This window comes from Streptomyces sp. NPDC092045 (genome assembly GCF_044756005.1).
Classification (GTDB): Bacteria; Actinomycetota; Actinomycetes; order Streptomycetales; family Streptomycetaceae; genus Streptomyces.
Map to the genome: position 1 here is coordinate 409,874 of NZ_JBIVSC010000001.1, position 17,951 is coordinate 427,824.

General features: G+C 74.9%; 13 protein-coding genes. 9 read left to right on the forward strand and 4 right to left on the reverse strand.

The genetic code is table 11. The features are described from left to right. The first annotated feature begins 4 nt into the window (after window positions 1-4). Window positions 5-2,653 (forward strand): BTAD domain-containing putative transcriptional regulator, encoded by a 2,649-nt coding sequence (locus ACIQKA_RS01940; protein ID WP_383150059.1) that lies wholly within the window; start codon window positions 5-7, stop codon window positions 2,651-2,653. Between the two features lie 143 nt (window positions 2,654-2,796). Beyond that, entirely contained in the window at window positions 2,797-3,591 is a 795-nt protein-coding gene (locus ACIQKA_RS01945) for a DUF4232 domain-containing protein (RefSeq protein ID WP_402539663.1), read from the forward strand. Window positions 3,592-3,663: 72 nt separating this feature from the next. Here ACIQKA_RS01945 and ACIQKA_RS01950 read toward each other — a convergent pair whose 3' ends face one another. Beyond that, complete coding sequence (locus ACIQKA_RS01950) at window positions 3,664-4,800, reverse strand: pyridoxal-phosphate dependent enzyme (RefSeq protein WP_383150060.1); 1,137 nt, start codon at window positions 4,798-4,800, stop codon at window positions 3,664-3,666. A 178-nt stretch (window positions 4,801-4,978) separates the two neighbouring features. Between ACIQKA_RS01950 and ACIQKA_RS01955 the strand changes: the two genes are divergently transcribed. Together ACIQKA_RS01955 and ACIQKA_RS01960 are read left to right on the forward strand one after the other, a co-directional pair. Next, entirely contained in the window at window positions 4,979-6,553 is a 1,575-nt protein-coding gene (locus ACIQKA_RS01955; protein WP_391093313.1) for a S8 family serine peptidase, read from the forward strand. Window positions 6,554-6,912: 359 nt separating this feature from the next. Then, a complete protein-coding gene (locus ACIQKA_RS01960; RefSeq protein ID WP_402539665.1) occupies window positions 6,913-7,980 on the forward strand; it encodes a DUF4190 domain-containing protein in 1,068 nt (355 codons plus the stop codon). 69 nt (window positions 7,981-8,049) lie between these two features. Here ACIQKA_RS01960 and ACIQKA_RS01965 read toward each other — a convergent pair whose 3' ends face one another. After that, window positions 8,050-9,402 carry a glycosyl hydrolase family 18 protein gene (locus ACIQKA_RS01965; RefSeq protein WP_391093312.1) on the reverse strand — a complete coding sequence of 451 codons (1,353 nt, stop codon included), beginning with the start codon at window positions 9,400-9,402 and terminating at the stop codon, window positions 8,050-8,052. A 259-nt stretch (window positions 9,403-9,661) separates the two neighbouring features. Between ACIQKA_RS01965 and ACIQKA_RS01970 the strand changes: the two genes are divergently transcribed. From ACIQKA_RS01970 to ACIQKA_RS01990, 5 genes are all read left to right on the forward strand, one after another. Continuing rightward, on the forward strand, window positions 9,662-10,414 hold the full coding sequence (locus ACIQKA_RS01970; protein WP_383158840.1) for a GntR family transcriptional regulator: 753 nt from the start codon (window positions 9,662-9,664) through the stop codon (window positions 10,412-10,414). A 508-nt stretch (window positions 10,415-10,922) separates the two neighbouring features. Next, window positions 10,923-11,102, forward strand: a complete 180-nt coding sequence (locus tag ACIQKA_RS01975; protein WP_366371578.1) for an SPOR domain-containing protein — start codon at window positions 10,923-10,925, stop codon at window positions 11,100-11,102. Between the two features lie 46 nt (window positions 11,103-11,148). Continuing rightward, window positions 11,149-11,598 (forward strand): (deoxy)nucleoside triphosphate pyrophosphohydrolase, encoded by a 450-nt coding sequence (locus ACIQKA_RS01980; RefSeq protein ID WP_383435930.1) that lies wholly within the window; start codon window positions 11,149-11,151, stop codon window positions 11,596-11,598. A 143-nt stretch (window positions 11,599-11,741) separates the two neighbouring features. Further along, window positions 11,742-12,164, forward strand: a complete 423-nt coding sequence (locus ACIQKA_RS01985) for an ATP-binding protein (RefSeq protein ID WP_383158845.1) — start codon at window positions 11,742-11,744, stop codon at window positions 12,162-12,164. Between the two features lie 144 nt (window positions 12,165-12,308). After that, on the forward strand, window positions 12,309-14,879 hold the full coding sequence (locus ACIQKA_RS01990) for a SpoIIE family protein phosphatase (RefSeq protein ID WP_383443068.1): 2,571 nt from the start codon (window positions 12,309-12,311) through the stop codon (window positions 14,877-14,879). Window positions 14,880-14,907: 28 nt separating this feature from the next. On the opposite strand, the gene ACIQKA_RS01995 is transcribed toward ACIQKA_RS01990, so the two are convergent. Together ACIQKA_RS01995 and ACIQKA_RS02000 are read right to left on the reverse strand one after the other, a co-directional pair. Beyond that, window positions 14,908-15,615 (reverse strand): PspA/IM30 family protein, encoded by a 708-nt coding sequence (locus tag ACIQKA_RS01995; RefSeq protein ID WP_402539666.1) that lies wholly within the window; start codon window positions 15,613-15,615, stop codon window positions 14,908-14,910. Between the two features lie 185 nt (window positions 15,616-15,800). Then, the gene (locus ACIQKA_RS02000) at window positions 15,801-17,906 is read right to left on the reverse strand and encodes a TPM domain-containing protein (RefSeq protein WP_402539667.1); all 2,106 of its coding nucleotides are present in this window, start codon (window positions 17,904-17,906) and stop codon (window positions 15,801-15,803) included. Between the last annotated feature and the right edge of the window lie 45 nt (window positions 17,907-17,951).

Sequence of the window (17,951 nt, forward strand, 5' to 3'; positions counted from 1 at the left end):
GAAGGTGGAGTTCCGGCTGCTCGGCTCCGTTGCGATGGTGACGGAGGACGGTGACGTAGCCCTGGGACCCGCCAAGCGGTCCAGCCTCCTCGCCATGCTCCTGCTGCGCCCCAACAGCGCGGTGAACGTCGGGCAGTTGATCGACGCCCTCTGGGAGGAGGAGCCGCCGGTCCACGCCAAGACCGTCCTCCAGGGACACGTCTCCCGGCTGCGGGCCCTGCTCGCCGAGCACGGGGCCGAGGCGTACGGGGTCGAGCTCGCCACCCAGGGTTCGGCGTACGTGCTGCGGATGCCGGAGTCGCTGGTGGACGTGCACCGGTTCGAGGAGCTGGTGGGGCTCGCCGGGGTGCAGCGGCAGCCCGCCGACGCGGTCCGGATGCTGCGGGAGGCGCTGTCGTACTGGCAGGGCCCGGCCCTCACCGGCACCGTCCACAGCCGGCCCCTGGAGGCCGCCGCCACCGGGCTCGAAGAGCTGCGGCTCGCCACCGTGGAGGCGCTGGCGCAGGCGTACGGGCAGCTCGGCGAGCACGCCAGGGCCGCCGCCGTGCTGCGGACCGAGGCCGTCGCCCACCCCCTGCGCGAGTCCCTCGCGGCCGCCCTGATGCTGGCCCTCGGCCGCTCGGGGCGCCAGTCGGACGCGATCGACTGGTACCACCGGACCCGGCGGCTGCTCGCCGAGGAACTGGGCGTCGACCCCGGCGAGACGCTGAGCGAGGCGTACGCGACGCTGCTGCGCGCCGCGGAGCCCGCCCCCGTGGCCCGCCCCGTCGCCCCGCCCGCCGAGGTCCCGGCCCCCGAGGGCCTGCCCCGGCCGCCGCGCGGCTTCACCGGACGCGGCGCCGAGCTGGCCGCGCTCGACCGGGCGGTACGGGGCGGGGACGGGCCCGTCTGCCTCGTCACCGGGCCGGCGGGCGTCGGCAAGACCGCCTTCGCCGTCCACTGGGCGTACGAGCGGCGCGCCGACTTCCCCGACGGGCGTCTTTTCGCCGATCTGAAGGGCTTCAGCGAGACGCCCGCGCCCGAGGCCGCCGCCGTCCTGCGCGAGTTCCTGCTCGCGCTCGGCGTCCCGGACCGGCGGATGCCGGAGGGCGTCGAGGCGCGGGGCGCCCTCTTCCGCTCCCTCACCGCCGAGCGCCGGCTGCTCGTCGTCCTCGACAACGCCCGCTCCTCCGGGCAGGTCAGACCGCTGCTGCCCGGCGGCGACCACTGCGCGACCCTGGTCACCAGCCGCGACCGGCTCGGCGGTCTGATCGCCTCCGACGCCGCCCGGCCGGTGCCGCTCGGCCACCTGCCGGAGGCCGACGCCGCCGCCCTGCTCGCCACCGTCCTCGGCGAGGACCGGATCGCGGCCGAGCCCGCCGCCGCCGCGCGGCTCGCCGGACTCTGCGACGGGCTGCCGCTCGCGCTGCGGGTGACGGCGGCCCGGCTCGCCGAGCGGCCCGCCTGGACCCTCGGCGCGATGGTCGGCGAACTCGCCGACGAGCAGGGCCGGCTGACCCTCCTCGACGTCGAGGACCGGGGCGTCTCCGCCGCCCTCCGCCTCACCGTGCAGCAGCTCCCCGACTCCGCCGCCCGCATGTTCCGCGCGCTCGGCCTGCACACCGGCGCCGACCTGGACCGGTTCGCGGCGGGCGCGCTCGCCGGGACCTCGCCCGCGCAGGCCTCCGCGGACCTCGACCGGCTCGCCGCCGCGCACCTGCTCACCGAGGCCGTCCCCGGCCGCTGGACCCCGCACGACCTCGTCCGCCTCTACGCCCGCCACCTCGCCCCGCGGGCCGACCCCGAGGGACTGCCCCGCCTCCTCGACCACTACCTCTACACCGGGCTCGCGGCCGACGCCGCCGCCGAGCCGGGCTCCCAGCCCTGCTACGCGCTGCCCGCCGACGCCCGCCGCCCCGCCGCCACCCGGGAGTTCGAGGACCGCACGGCGGCCCTCGACTGGTACGTGGCCGAGCGCGCCGCCCTGGAGGGCGCGGTCACCGCCGCGGCCGCCCTCGGCCTGCACGACCGGGCCTGGCGGCTCGCCCTGGTCCAGTGGCCGCTGATGCTCATGCGGATCGGGGACGGCTGGACCCCGCTCCTGGAGGCCGGGCTCGCCTCCGCCGAACGGGTCGGCGACGCCGACGCGCAGTCCCGGACCAGGGCGCTGCTCGGCTGGATCCTGCACGCGGAGGGCCGGAACGCCGAGGCGCTCGTCCACCTGGAGAAGGCGCCCGGCCTGGCCGCCCGGGCGGGCGACGCGGTCAGCGAGGCCATCGCCCACGTCAACCACGCCGCCGTCCTGGACGCGGTCGGGGAGCACGAGCAGGCCGGTCTGCTCATGCTGCACGCGGTCTCGCTCGCCGACCGCACCCACCACCCCTCCACCCAGGTCCTCGCCCTCCAGCACCTGGCGGGCCACTGCCTGAAGGCGCAGGAGTACGAGGCGGCCCTCGCGCACACCCTGCGCGCGGAGGAGCTCGTCGCCCCCGACGCGGTGGTCGTGCGGGCCCAGCTCCAGATCGTCCGGGGCGAGGCGCTGGCCGGGATCGGACGCCTCGAAGAGGCCACCGACCAGCTGGAACGCGCGATCGTGGCCTCCGAGAAGGCCGGCTTCGCGGAGGGTTCGGCGCGGGCCGCCGCCCGCCTTTCGCGCCTGTCAGCCGATCGTTAGCGGCACGCAAGCGGGACGGCAGTACGGAACGGAAAGCTGGATACAGCACCGATCGACGAACCGGTGCGCACGCACCGAAAGGGTGCACCGGCGCGCGGGTACCGCACGCGCGCCGACCGACCGCTTCCCGGGGGAGAACCACCGTGCGCCACCACCGCAAGAACACCGTCCTGGCCGCCGCCGCCGTCGCCGTCCTCTCGCTGGGCCTGACCGCCTGCGGCGGCTCCGACACCGGGGCCAAGGACGCCGGGAGCGCGAGCTCCGCCCCGCAGGCCGCCGCCGGTACGGGCGACGGCGCGGCCCCCGCCGAAAGCGGCTCGGGTTCCACCGGCGGCTCGACCGCCACGTCCGGCGGCTCCACGTCCGGCGGCTCCACGTCCGGCGGCTCCACGTCTGGCGGCTCCACGTCCGGCGGCGCCACCGCCGGCGGTTCCACGGGCGGCGGCAAGGGCACGACCGCCTCCACCGCGTCCACCGGCTCCACCGGCGGCAAGGCCTCCGCCAAGGCCCCGGCCTGCGCCCACGGCGACGTCAAGGTGACGGTGGAGAAGGCGGACGAGGTGCCGACCGAGCACGTCGTCCTCACCGCCACCAACGTCTCCGGCCGCGCCTGCACCCTGCTGAAGCACCCGCTGCTCGCCTTCGGCCCGATCCAGACCGCCAAGGACGTCCCGGCCGTCGCGAAGAGCAGGCCGGCCGTTCCGGTCGTGGTGAACAAGGGCGAGTCCGCGTACGCCAACGTGCGGGTCTCCCTCGGCGGCGTCCACGAGGACAACAAGGTGGTGAAGGAGTTCACCGTGAACCTCTTCGCCCCGGACGGCCCGGCCGAGGGCAGCATCGTGGTCAAGGCCCCGGCCGGCGGCCTCGCGGTCGACGAGGCCGTCGCGAAGACGGGCTACTGGACGTACGAGCTGCGCAACGGCGCCGACGAGTTCTGAGCGGCACGGGCCCCCACCGGCACGGCTTCCGGCCGGTGGGGGTTCTCGCCGGTGCGGGGGCGGGGGCCCGCCTCAGGACGCCGGGCCCGTCTTCGCCCCCGCCCCGCACAGCGGCACCACCGTGAGGCCGGGGCGCGGCGGGGCCGCCTCCACCGCCGCCCAGCAGGCCGTTCCGGTGGCCTCCACGAACAGACCGCGCCGCGCCAGGTCCCGCTGGGCGGCGCGGATCCGTTCCTCCGGCACCGTCAGGAACGTGCCGCCCGTCGCCCGCACCGCCCGCAGGATCTGCCGGGCCCGGGGCGGCGCCGGGATCGCGATGCCCTCGGCGAGGGTGGGGCGGACGGCGGCGGGCCCGGCGATGTCGTCCGCGCCCGCGCGGAACGCCTCGGCCAGCGGCGACACGGCCTCCGCCTGCACGGCGACCAGTGCGGGCCGGGTGTCCGCGAGCCCGTGGCGGTGCAGCTCGTCGAGGGCGAGGGCGGCGCCGAGGAGCAGGGTGCCGTTGCCGACGGGGACGACGAGCGTGTCGGGCAGCCGCCCGCCGAGCTCCTCCCACAGCTCGTACACGTAGGTCTTGGTGCCCTGGGTGAAGTACGGGTTGTACACGTGGGAGGCGTAGAAGGTGCCGGGCTCGTCGGCGGCCTCCCGGGCCGCGCGGGCCGTGGCCTCGCGGTCGCCGGGCACCTCGACCACCTCGGCGCCGTGCGCCCGGATCTGCTCCAGCTTCTTCGGGGAGGTGCCCCCGGGGACGTACACGCGGCAGTCGAGTCCGGCCCGCGCGCAGTACGCGGCGGCGGCCGTGCCCGCGTTCCCGCTGCTGTCGGCCACGACCCGGTCGAGGCCGCCGGCGCGCGCCAGGCGCAGGGCGTGCGCGGCGAGCACCACCGCGCCCCGGTCCTTGAACGACAGCGTCGGCATGAGGAAGTCGAGCTTGGCCGAAACCGATCCCGAGGCCGACTCCTTCAGCGGGACGAGGGGCGTGCGGCCCTCCCCGAGGGTCACCTCGGGCGCGCACGGCATCGGAGGCAGCGCCTCCGCGTAACGCCACAAGGAATTCACACGTGACGCGAGTGACGGGAGGGGGACCGGCTCGCTCGCGAAGTCGAGGTCCCACGGGCCGCGGCACTCCGGACAACACCAGGTGAGCGCGGACACGGGGGAGGAGACGAGGCACCGGGGGCACGCGTAGGCGGTCACGCTCCCCAGGATGGCAGCCGTGTGGCGCGGACGTTACGGGGCGCCGAGCACCCTTGTGCGATTCCTATGGATCCGCCAACCTTTCGCTCGACAGCCGGACGTTCGAAACGGCGCGGACACCTCGCGTCTTCTTGTCATGTCCATGTCGCACCCCCACAGCAGCGCACCACCAATGAGGAGGACCCCTCACATGTCAGTGATGCGTGACTCGCGTCGCAGAATCGCCACCGCCGCCGTCGTGGCCGCCGCCGCACTGAGCCTCGGCTCGCTCTCCGCCCTCCCGGCCACCGCCGCCCCGGCCGCCCCGGAAGGCGTCATCGAGAACGCCGGAGCCGCGGACACCGTCCCGGGCAGCTACATCGTCACCCTCGACGAGTCCGCCCCGGCGGAGACCGCCGAGGGCCGCGCGATCCCGGCCAGGTTCGGCGCGAAGATCAAGCGCACGTACACCTCGGCGGTCAACGGCTACGCGATCGAGCTCTCCGAGGCGCAGGCGAAGAAGCTCGCGGCGGACCCGGCCGTCAAGTCGGTCGTCCAGGACCGCGTCTTCACCATCGACGCGACGCAGCCCTCCCCGCCGTCCTGGGGCCTCGACCGGATCGACCAGAAGGCCCTCCCGCTGGACCAGAGTTACACCTACCCGGACGCGGCGGGCCAGGGCGTCACGGCGTACGTCATCGACACCGGCGTCCGCATCAGCCACGGCGACTTCGGCGGTCGCGCCTTCAACGGCTTCGACGCCATCGACAACGACAACGTGTCCCAGGACGGCCACGGCCACGGCACCCACGTGGCCGGCACCGTCGCGGGCAACGCGTACGGCGTCGCCAAGAAGGCGAAGATCGTCGGCGTCCGCGTCCTCAACAACCAGGGCTCCGGCACCACCGCCCAGGTCGTCGCCGGCATCGACTGGGTGACGCAGAACGCCGTCAAGCCGGCCGTCGCCAACATGAGCCTCGGCGGCGGCGTCGACAGCGTCCTCGACGAGGCCGTCCGCAGGTCGATCGCCTCCGGCGTCACCTACGCGGTCGCGGCGGGCAACGACGGGGCCAACGCCTCCAACTACTCGCCGGCGCGCGTCGCGGAGGCCATCACGGTCGGCGCCACGACGAACACCGACGCCCGCGCCAGCTACTCCAACTACGGCTCGATCCTGGACATCTTCGCGCCGGGCTCCTCCATCACCTCGTCCTGGAACACCAGCGACTCGGCCACCAACACCATCTCCGGCACGTCGATGGCGACCCCGCACGTCGCCGGCGCCGCCGCGCTCTACCTCGCCGCCAACCCGACGGCCACCCCGGCCCAGGTCTCCACGGCCCTGACGACCGCCGCCACCCCGAACGTCGTCACCAACCCGGGCTCCGGCTCCCCGAACCGGCTCCTGTACGTCGGTGACGGCGGCACCACCCCGCCCCCCGGCAAGAACTTCGAGAACACCACGGACTACGCCATCGCGGACAAGGCGACCGTCGAGTCCCCGATCACCGTCACCGGCGTCGCCGGCAACGCCCCCGCCGCCCTCAAGGTGCCGGTGAACATCGTCCACACCTACATCGGCGACCTCCAGGTCCAGCTGATCGCCCCCGACGGCTCGGCGTACACGCTGAAGGCCTTCGGCACCGGCGGCAGCACGGACAACATCAACACCACGTACACCGTGAACGCCTCCTCGGAGGTCGCCGACGGCACCTGGAAGCTGCGGGTCAGCGACAACGCGACCTACGACACCGGCAAGATCGACTCCTGGGGCCTCCAGTTCTGACCCGGACGCCCGGGCTCGCCGAGCCCTGAACGACGAGGGGCGGTCGCCTGCGGGCGGCCGCCCCTCCCGCCGTGCGCGGCCGCCCCCCTCCGGCGCACGCGCGCACGCGACTTCGGCGCACGCGCGACTCCGGCGCGCTCGGCTCCGCCCCGCGCGCGCGTGCGGCTCCGTGACGCGAACGCGCGCGACGGCGCGCCGCCCGAGCGCGTACGATGCGCGCTCGTTCGCCTGTTCGCACCACCGCCCCGCAGGAGCACCCACCCGTGGACCCGACCCAGCCGGCCCCGCCGCCCACGCCGCCCCCCGGGGGCCCGCAGCCGCAGGGGTGGCCCGCCCCGGGGCCCTACACCTCCCCGGGAATGCCCTACGCGGCCGGCGGCCCCTACGGCCCGCCCGGCGGCCCCGGCCCCTACGGGCAGCCCGCGCGGCCCACCAACGGGCTCGCCGTCGCCTCCCTGGTCTCCGGCATCGTCTGCTGCCTCCCGCCCCTCGGCCTGGTCCTGGGCCTCGTCGCCCTCCCGCAGATCAGGAAGAAGGACCAGGCGGGCAGGCCGCTGGCGATCACGGGCATGGTGTTCTCCGCGGTCGGCTGCCTGCTCCTCGTCCTCGGCCTGGCGACCGGCGGCTTCTCCACGGTGTGGAACGGCTTCAAGGAGGGCGTCGACGAGGCCTCCCGCTCGAAGTCCCCGTTCTCGCTGCGCACCGGCCAGTGCTTCAGCGACGGGGAGAAGTCGGCGAAGTACACGACGGAGGTCACCGTCGTCGACTGCGCGCGCCCGCACGACGGCGAGGTCACCGGCGGCTTCGAGGTCACCGGCTTCGCCAAGTGGCCCGGCGAGGACGCGATCGACGCGATCGCGGAGAAGCACTGCGAGGCGGTCAACCTCGCGTACGCGATGGACACCTGGGCGATCCCCGAGGACGTCTGGCTCTTCTACTACCTGCCCAGCAGCCAGAGCTGGAAGCTCGGCGACCGGACCGTGACCTGCGCGCTCGCCGCCGAGAAGAAGCGGTTCAGCGGCTCGGTGCGGTCCGACGCCACCACCCTGGGCGGCGACCAGACGCACTTCCTGACGTCCGTGAACCCGATCGAGGCGGCCCTCTACCGGGAGCCGGAGGAGGACCCCGACGAGGCCCTCGCGTCCAACAAGGCCTGGGCCGGCGAGGTCCTGGCGGCGATCGACGGCGCGCACGGGAGCCTCGGGAGGCACTACTGGCCCGGCGCCTCCACGGAGCCGGTCGCCGCGCTCCGGAAGGACCTCGCGGCGGCCTCGAAGCAGTGGCGCGCGCTGGCGACGGCGGCCGACTCCGACGCGTACTGGGAGGCGTACGAGACGGCCTACGAGATCCTGCCCGACGGCGCGAAGGCACGGGGCTCGCTCGGCCTGACGGACGCCCCGCCGGCGGGCGCGGACACCCCGGCCTGAGGCGCCGCCCGTCCTCCCGCGCCCTCCCGCGTCCGGCCGCCGCCCGGCGGCCGGACGCGGGAGCGGGGGTCAGCGCCGGTTCAGGCCCCGGTCGATGGCGGTGATCAGCTCGCCGTCCGGGGTGTCCCCGTCGAGGGACCAGACCATCGCGCCGGCGAGCCCGTTCCGCCGGACGTAGGCCGCCTTGGTGCGCAGCACGGCGGGGTCGTCGTAGGTCCACAGGGTGGTGCCGTCGAAGAGCCAGGCGTGCCCGTTCCCCTCGCCCCGGTAGAGCCTGTACGTCCCCGACTCCGCGAGCCGCTTCAGGAACTTGTAGTCCTCGGAGCCCGCCGTCCAGGTGGCGGGGGCGGGACCGGCCGCGGGCTTGCCGAGGCCGTTGCCGCCGCCGGTGACGCCGGTCCAGCCCTGCCCGTAGAAGGGCATGCCGACCACGAGCTTGCGGGCGGGGGCGCCGCGCCGCAGCCAGGCCCCGACGGTCTGGTCGACGCTGAAGTCGTCCTTCGCGTACAGCGCGGACTGCTGTCCAGTCCTCGGCTCGCCGGAGACGTGGAAGTCGTAGCCCTGGAGGTTCACGAAGTCGAAGTCCCGCATGATCTTCGCGACTTCGAAGCCCGCGTCGATCTTGGCGGGGGCGGTGGGCACGTACGCGCTCAGCTCGTAGTGCTTCCGCTTCTTCAGGGAGCGCCCGTAGGCGTCGAGCTGGACGCGGAACTCCCGTACGAGCTTGGTGAAGTTGGGCTTGTCCTCGGGGCGGATCACGTTCCCCGGGGCGCCGTCCGAGCCCGGCCACTCCCAGTCGAGGTCGATGCCGTCGAAGATCCCGGCGGCGGCCCCGGCGCCGCCGCGGGCGCCGTCCACGGGCAGGTTCCCCTTGACGTACGTGTCGATGCAGGAGGCCACGAGGGCCTTGCGCCCGGCGTCCGTGCGCACCGCGTCGGAGAAGTGCGCGGAGCCGCTCCAGCCGCCTAGCGAGATCATGACCTTGAGTCCGGGGTGCTTCGCCTTCAGCTCGCGCAGCTCGTTGAAGTTCCCGGCCAGGCGCTGGTCGGCGGCGTCGCCGACGCCGTCCACGGAGTTCGCGGCGTCGACGGGGCGCACGTAGTCGGCCCACGGGTCGGATCCGGGGGCGTTGCCCATGAGGCACCTGCCGTCCGGGCCGATCACGCCGAAGGCGTAGTTGATGTGGCTGAGCTTGGCGGCCGTGCCGCTCGTCTCCAGGTCCTTGACCTGGAAGTTCCTTCCGTAGATGCCCCATTGGGTGAAGTAGCCGATCCGCTTCAGGTCCTGCCCGTGGGCGGGCTTGTGGGCGGGCCCGTGCGGCGCCTGGTGCGCGTCGGCGGCGGGGGCCAGGGTGGCGAGGAGGCCGAGGGTGACGGCGGTGGCCGCACCGAAGGTCAGCTTGGACGTGGCTCTGGGACGCATGGGCTCGTTCCTGTGCGAGGCGGGATGGAGCGTGCGGGTGGAGCGTGCGGGGAACCGGTGCGCGAGGCGCAGGAGGAAGTTATTGGTCTGTACCAATACGGGTCAAGAGGTTCGAACGCATCCGTCGGGGAGCGACTTCGGGTAATCGAGGTGTGCGGCCGGGGCTTCATCACTTCGAGTGAAACTCTGGCCCATGCTTGCGGTCCGCGACCCAGGGTTGACACGCTGTAGCTGACAGTCAACCTGAGGGGAGTGTCCAGTGACGTTCGGTGAGCAGCCCGCCTATCTGCGCGTGGCGAGCGATCTGCGGGAGAAGATCGCCAACGGCTCGCTTCCGCCCCATACCCGCCTCCCCTCGCAGGCACGCATCCGCGAGGAGTACGGGGTGTCGGACACCGTCGCACTGGAGGCCCGCAAGGTACTGATGGCCGAGGGGCTCGTCGAGGGCCGCTCGGGCTCCGGGACGTACGTCCGGGAGCGCCCGGTGCCGCGCCGGATCGCCCGCTCCGGCTACCGCCCGTCCGCCGGGGCCAGCCCCTTCCGGCAGGAGCAGGCGGCCGAAGGGGCCCGGGGCACCTGGGAGTCGAGCAGCGGGCAGGAGCCCGCGGGCCCGGAGGTGGCCGAGCGGCTCGGCATCGAGCCGGGGGAGCGGGTGATGCGCACGCGGTACGTGTACCGGGACGCCGGCGAGCCCATGATGATCTCCACCTCCTGGGAGCCCCTCGCCGTCACCGGCCGGACCCCGGTCATGCTGCCCGAGGAGGGCCCCCTGGGCGGCTGCGGGGTCGTCGAGCGGATGGCCGCCATCGACGTCGTCGTGGACAACGTGGTGGAGGAGGTCGGCGCCCGCCCCGGCCTCGCCGAGGAACTCCTCGCGCTCGGCGGGGTCCCCGGCCACGTGGTGATGGTGGTGGAGCGGACCTACTACGCCTCGGGCCGGGCCGTCGAGACCGCCGACGTGGTGGTCCCGGCCGACCGCTACCGGATCGCGTACCACTTGCCGGTGAGGTGACGCGGGGCGGCGGACCCCGGTCACGGCCCGCGCCCGTCCTTCCCGCGCCTGTCCTTTTCGCGCCTGTCCTTTTCGCGCCTGTCTTTCCCGCGCCCGTCCTCCTCGCACCCGCCCTCCTCGCGTCCCTCCTTCCCGTGCCGTTCTTTCGCGCCCGTGGCTCGTCCGGGTTCGCGCGGGGTGTTCCCGGGCCCGTCGCGCCCGTGGGTGCCGGGCCCGTCGACTCCCGGGCCCGTGCCGGCCGGGCCTCGGTTCGTACCGCTGTGTCGGGGTGCTCGGGGTCCCCGTCCGCCGCCCGCGTCAGGCCGCGGTGTGACGGGGCGTCGGGCCGTGCGGTGCCCGTTCCTCGGGGCCCGACTTCGGCCGCCTTCCGTCGGTAACCGGCCGAACCGTGTCTCTTTGTGCAAACCCGTATCCGCTGTGTGAAGGTCAGGCGTAAGCTCCGGCATATGCGGATTGCGGTTTCCCGGAGATCCACGACGACAACCGGACCGGCGGCGGGAGGAGCCCGATGACCGACAGCGGCCCTGTCCTCCCCTGGCTCGTCATTCGGCAGGACGACAACGGCAATCGCTACCGGGTGGGGCGGTACGCGACCGAGGCCGAGGCGCAGAAGGTCGCGGACGGCCTCGACGCCCGGGGGCACAAGCAGCTCTACTGGGTCGAGCGCATCGGCAGCCCCGCGCTCTGAGCCGGCCGCGGACCCCCGTCCCCGGGTCCCGGATACGCTCGCGCCCATGACGGAACGCACCACCGAGACCCACCGCGACGCCGGCCCCGTGGTCGTCGTCGCGGGCGCCCTGTACGACCGGGGGCGTCTGCTCGCCGCGCGGCGCAGCGCCCCCGCCGACCTCGCCGGCCGCTGGGAACTGCCCGGCGGCAAGCTCGAACCGGGAGAGAGCCCGGAGGAGGCCCTGGTCAGGGAACTCCGGGAGGAGCTCGGCGTGGAGGTCGAGCCGGGGGAGCGCATCCCCGGCGAATGGCCGCTGAAGCCCGGGTACGTCCTGCGGGTGTGGACCGCCCGGCTGCTCTCCGGCGAACCGCGCCCCCTGGAGGACCACGACGAACTGCGCTGGCTGGCCCGGCCGGAGGTCGACTCGGTCGACTGGCTCGACCAGGACCGGCCCGCCGTCGCCGAGGCGGCGCTGAGGCTCCCGGACGCCCCCTCCGGCGGAGCGCGCGGCTGACTCCCTACGCCGTTCGTGCCACCGTGCGCCGGTGACCGCCCCCGGCGGGATAACTTGCCCCGAATGGTGGGTATGTCCCCATTGGTACCTCACAAAGGGACGTGGGCCTTCCTGCTGACGCACGGCTGGGGAAGTGATCGGGTGTGATCTACACCGACGGCGACCGCGCCGAGTGGAACTTCCCGGCCGAGGCGAACGCCGTGCGCACGGCCCGCCACGCGGTGCGCGAGACCTTGCGCTCCTGGGAGCTCGACGGCCCCCTCGGCGACGTGACCGTCCTGCTGGTCAGCGAGCTGGTGACCAACTCCCTGCGGTACGCCTCGGGCCCCATCGGGGTCCGCCTGGCCCGCGTCCACCCCGACGGCGCCGACCCCGCGCACGCGACGGCCCTGCTCGTGGAGGTGTCCGATCCGCTTCCGGATCCGCCGACCGCGAAGGCCCCCGGGCCCGACGACGAGGGGGGCCGCGGCCTCGGTCTCGTGGCCTGCACCGCCCGCCGCTGGGGGATCCGCATGGGGAGCGTCGGCAAAACCGTATGGTTCGAGCTGGCTCTCCCTGGTGAGTAAAGAGGGAGGGACGACGATCACCGGTACTCGGCACGGAACGAACGAGACCACCCTGTGATCGTGAACGTCGTGCCGTCCGGGCCTGCCGTACTGAATACTGCGGGCATGGCCGGTCCGGTGCGGTGAGCTGGAGGGGACGGTCGCGTGAGCGAGATACCTGAGACGGCGAGCGGCGGCGTCGTGTGGCAGAGCAGCCCGCCCGGCTCGATCTACGACTACATCCGGGTGGCCTCCTTCTCGATCGGGCCCGACGGCCTGGTCGAGCAGTGGAGCCGAAGGGCCGTGGACCTCTTCGGCGTCAGCGCGGAGGAGGCCAGGGGCAAGGACCCCGTGGAGGTCTTCATGCCCGCCGACCTGCGCGAGCGCGGCCACCGGAGGGTCAAGGAGATCCTCGACGGCAAGGAGTGGACGGGCCTCGTCCCGTTCCGCGTGCCCGGCGAGGAACGGCCCCACGGCGTGGCCGAGATGTACGTCATGCCGACCGAGACCGAGGCCGGGGAACGTGCCGCGCTGTGCATCGTCGTCGACGTGCGCGCCCTCCGTCGCATCGAGACCGACCTCGCCGCCTCCCAGGCGATATTCGGCCAATCCCCCTTCGGATTCCTCCTCTTCGACACCGACCTCACCGTCCGGCGGGCCAACCGGCGCTTCGCCACCGTCTTCGGCGGCGACGCCGACGACCACCGGGGCCGCACCGTCCACGACTATCTGGGCCGCCCCGAGGCCGAGCGGATGACCACCGCCCTCCGAAAGGTCCTGGAGACCGGCGAGTCCGTCACCGACCTGAGGATCGTCGGCGCCGCCCCCGGCGCCAGGGACCGCCGCCACTGGTCCATCAACCTCTACCGCGTGCACAGCGGCTCCGGCCGCCCGATCGGCGTCGCGGGCCTCGGCATCGACGTCACCCGCCGCCACAACGCGGCCAGGGAGGCCGCCAGCGCCCGCCGCAACCTGGCCCTCCTCAACCAGGCCGGCGCCCGCATCGGCAACTCCCTCGACCTGGAGGCCACCGCCCGCGAACTCCTCGACGTCGCCGTCCCCGGCTTCTGCGACCTCGCCTCCGTCGACCTCTACCAGGGCCTGCTGACCGGGGACGAGGCGCCGCCGGGCCGCTGGGGCAGCTCCCACGACGTCGGCTACGGGGCCGGCAGCGCCGAACTGCGCCGGGTCGCCTTCGCCAGCGCCGTCGCCGACACCCCCCGCAGGACCGACGGGGGGCACGCCCGGGACACCGGCTGTCCGGGCACCGTGCCCATCGAGGTCGGCGCCGTCCACCGCTACCCCTTCAACTCCCCGTACGCCGGAGCCCTCCGCACCGGCCGGATCCGCACGGTCCACGGCGACGACGGCGACCTCGCCCGGTCCACCCTGGTCGTCCCCATGACCGCCCACGACACCGTCGTCGGCCTCGTCCAGTTCTCCCGCGCCAAGGGCAGCGAGCCCTTCGGGGAGCGCGACCGGGCCCTCGCCGCCGAACTCGCCGCCCGGGCCGCCGTCTGCATCGACAACGCCCGCCTCTACCGCCGCGAGCACGAGCGGGCCCTGATCCTCCAGCGCAGCCTGCTCCCGCCCGGCGACCCCGAGGCCGCCGGTCTCGACATCGCCTGCCGCTACCTCCCCGGCACCGACGCCACCGAGGTCGGCGGCGACTGGTTCGACGTCATCGAACTCCCCGGCCACCGCACCGCCCTCGTCATCGGCGACGTCATGGGCCGCGGCCTGCGCGCCGCCGTCGCCATGGGCGAACTGCGCACCGCCGTGCGGACCCTCGCCCAGCTCGACCTGGAACCGGCCGAGGTCCTCTCCCACCTCGACGAGATCGCCCGCGGCCTCGGCGCCCCCATCGGCGCCCAGCAGTCCCGCGCGCACAAGAACCGCGGCCCCGAACTCGCCGAGGTCTACCTCGCCACCTGCGTCTACGCCGTCTACGACCCGGTCACCCGCCGCTGCACCTTCGCCAACGCCGGCCACCTCCCGCCCGTGCTCGTCCGACCCGGCGAGGAGGCCCGGCTGCTCGACGTGCCCCCCGGGATGCCGCTCGGGGTCGGCGGCGAGCCCTTCGAGGAGGTCGAGGTCGAGATCCCCGAGGGCGCCCTCCTCGCCCTCTACACCGACGGCCTCGTCGAGTCCCGCGACCATCCGCTCGACGAGGGCCTCAGCGCCTTCCGGCGCGCCCTCACCGACCCGTCCCGTCCCCTTGAAGACGTCTGCGACCGGGTCCTGGGCAGCCTGAACACCGGGCACGGCGAGGACGACATCGCCCTCCTCATGGCCAGGATCCAGGGACTGCCCGCCGAGGCCGTCGGCGACTGGCGGCTGCCCAGGGAGCCCCGCTCGGTCGGCCGGGCCCGCGAGCTCGCCCGCGCCCAGCTCGCCGCCTGGAGCCTCGAACCGCTCGTCGACACCGTCGAACTCCTCGTCAGCGAACTCGTCACCAACGCCCTGCGCTACGGCGAGGGGGAGATCCGGCTGCGCCTGCTGCGCGACCGCACCCTCGTCTGCGAGGTCTGGGACGCGGGCCTGGTCCAGCCGCGCCGCCGCCGCGCCAAGGACACCGACGAGGGCGGCCGGGGCCTCCAGCTCGTCGGGCTGCTCAGCTCCTCCTGGGGCTCGCGCCGCACCCCGCGCGGCAAGACCGTCTGGTTCGAACTGGCCCTGCCGGAGGGCGGGGAGGCGGCGGAACCCACGGTGGAGCAGCTGCTCAGCATGTTCTGAGGCGTACGGGTACGGGGGCGGCGCCCGGTCAGTCCTTGAGCGCGGCCAGCCGGGCCTCGATCTCGGCGTCGTCCCCGAGCGCGTCCAGCTGCTCGAACTGCGCGTCCAGGGAGGAGGCCGCCAGCTCCTGCCTGCCGAGGGCCCGCGCCTCCTCCCGGCGCACCTTGTCCTCGAAGCGGCTCAGCTCGCTGGTCGGGTCGAGCACGTCCACGTTCCTCACGGCGTCCGTCATCGTGTTCTGCGCCCGCGCCGACTTCGCGCGGGCCACCAGCTCGTCCCGCTTGGCCTGCAGCTCGGCGAGCTTCGCCCTCATCCGGTCGAGCCCGGTCCTGAGCTTCGCGACCACCTCGGTCTGCGCGGCGATCGTCGGCTCCGCCGTCCGCGCCTCCTTCTCCGACTGGAGCTGACGGCCGAGCGCCACCTTCGCCAGGTTGTCGAAGCGGTCCGCCTCCGCCGCCCGCCCGCCGCTCCGCAGCCCGTCGGCCTTCCGGCTGGCGGCGAGCGCCTTGCCGCCCCACTCCTTCGCCGCGTCCACGTCCTCCTGGTGGTCCTGCTCCATCAGCCGGAGGTTGCCGATGGTCGCGGCCACCGCCTCCTCCGCGTCCGCGATGTTGTTCGCGTAGTCGCGGATCAGCTGGTCCAGCATCTTCTGCGGGTCCTCCGCCTGGTCCAGCAGGGCGTTGATGTTGGCCTTCGCCAGCTGGGTGACCCGGCCGAGGACGGTCTGCTTGCTCATGGGGCTTCTCCTTGGGTCCTTGAGCGGATTCGAAGGGAGGTGAGAGGGCTCGAAGGGGACGGACGGGAAGGATGCGGGGGCGGTCCCGGGTGCGGGGGGCGGTCCCGGGTGCGGGGGGCGGCCCCGGGTGCGGGAGGCGGCCCCGGGTGCGAGGGGTGGCCCCGGGTGCGGGGGGTGGCCCCGGGTCAGAAGCGCCCGCCGCCGCCCAGCCGGCCGCGCGTGCCGCCGCCGCCGAAGCTGCCGGGCCCGCCGCCGAGGCCTCCGCCCCCGAAGCCCCCGCCTCCGCCGCCGAAGCCCCCGCCTCCGCGCCCCCCGCCCCCGCCGAACAGGCCGCCGAGGATGATGCCGCCGAGCACCGCGCCGCCGAGCCCGCCGCCGGTGTTCCCCGCCACCCCCGGCACCCCGCCCGGGCCGTTCGGGTCGCCGTAGGCGCGGACGTCCCGCTCGGCGAGTTCCTGCGCCCGCCGGGCGAGCGCGTCCGCCTGCCGGGCCTCCGCGAGGGCGGCCTGCGGGTCGTCGTCCGCCGCGAGCGCCTGCGCCCCCTCCCAGTGGCGCCCGGCCTCCGCCAGGCGCGTGCGGGCCTCGCTGCCCACCGCGCCCCGGTGGGTGGCGACGTAGTCGGAGGCCGCCCCGATCGCCGAACGGGCCGTCAGCATCGCCTGGTCGAGCAGCGCGCGGGCGCGCCGGGCGCCCGACTCGCGCTCCCTGGCACCCTCCAGGGCCTCGTCGAGGGCCACGTCGGCCTCCTCGACCCGGCGCAGGGCGCCGATCGGGTCGTACCGCCCGGCCTCCGCGTTCCGCCGCACCTCGGCCACCACCGCCTCGGCGCGGGCGATCCGGCCCTGGAGGTCGGCCGTGGACACCCCGGCGGCGGTCCCCTTCAGCAGGCCGCGGGCGTCCGCGAGGTCCGCGTCCGTCTCCGCGAGCACGCCCGGCAGCCGGCCCACGGCCTCGGCCAGCTCCTGCGCCCGCCGGTCCACCGCCCCGATCAGCCGGGCCGCCTGGTCCACGGCGCCCTCGGCGGCCCGGACGTGCACGGCGGCCCCGCCGTTGTCGCCCGCGTCGATCCGCTCCCGGGCCCCGTCGACGTGCGTCGTCGCGAACGCCAGCCGGTCCCTCGCCTGCCGGACGTCACCGGCGACCGGCGAGGACGCCGTCTCCGCGTACCGCTCGCGCATGGCGGTCAGCGCCGCCTCGGCCGTGCCCATCCGGGCCGTCTGCTCCCGGAGCGCGGCCTCGACGGAGGCCAGCGCCTCGGGGGCGGTCCGCTCCAGGGCGCGGAGCCGGTCGAAGGACTCCGCCTCGGCGTCGAGCCGCGCGTTCGCCTCCGCGCAGCGGCGCAGGATCTCCTCCAGCATGCTCCGGCGGGTCGCGTCGTCCTCGGGGAAGGCGTCGTCGAGCTTCTGCCGCAGCCGGAACGACGCCGTCAGCCGCTCCTGCGCGAAGGCGACGGACTCGGTGAAGGGCCGCACCGCCTCCTCGCCGAACTGCGCCGACGCGAAGCCCAGTTCCTCCTGGCTGGTGCGCACGGCGTCGTCGGTGGCGACCAGGGCCCGGCGGGCCTCCCCGTCCAGCTCCTCCGTGGTCGGCGGCGCGGGCTCCTCCGGCGGCCCCCAGCCCTGCCCGTTCGCGGGCGTGGTGCGGGTCCGGGTCCGCCGGCGCCGCTTGGCGTACGCGTAGGCCGCCACCGCCCCGGCGCCGCCGACGAGCACCACGGGCAGGACCAGGTCGGAGCCGGAGGGCCCGCCGTCGGCCGCGTGGCCGGGGTCGGCGGGCCCGGGGGTGACCGGGGGAGCGGTGACGGGCCGGCCCGCGAGGACGGCGCCGTAGCCGTCCGCCGCGCCGACGGCGGCGCCCGCCCAGTCGTTCTGCCGCAGCGCCGGTTCGATCGCGGTCCGCGCGACCTCGTCGAGCCGCGCCTGCGTGAGGCCGGAGCCGGGGTCGGCCGAGTAGCCGTACAGCCGGTCGTGGGTGGCGACGGCGAGCAGCAGGTCGTCGGCGCCGAGCCCGTTGCGCTCGGCGGTGGCGTCGGCCCAGGCCTGGCCCGGGCGCCCGGAGAAGTCCCGTACGTAGACGACGAAGAGCTGGACGCGCTCCTGCTCGTAGAGCCGGTCCAGGGCCCGTTCCACGGAGGCGCGGCGGTCGCGCAGCGCGCCCACCCGGTCGGTGATCTGTCCGTCCCGGGACAGGACGACGGGGTCGTCGGCGCGGGCACCGTGTACGGCGGGGACGACGAGCCACCACGCCGCCACCAGTACCGCGAGAAGGGCTCGGGTGGCTGTTCGCGTCACACACGCGAGGCTATGTCCGGGTATGTCCGCCCGCGACCGGTCCGG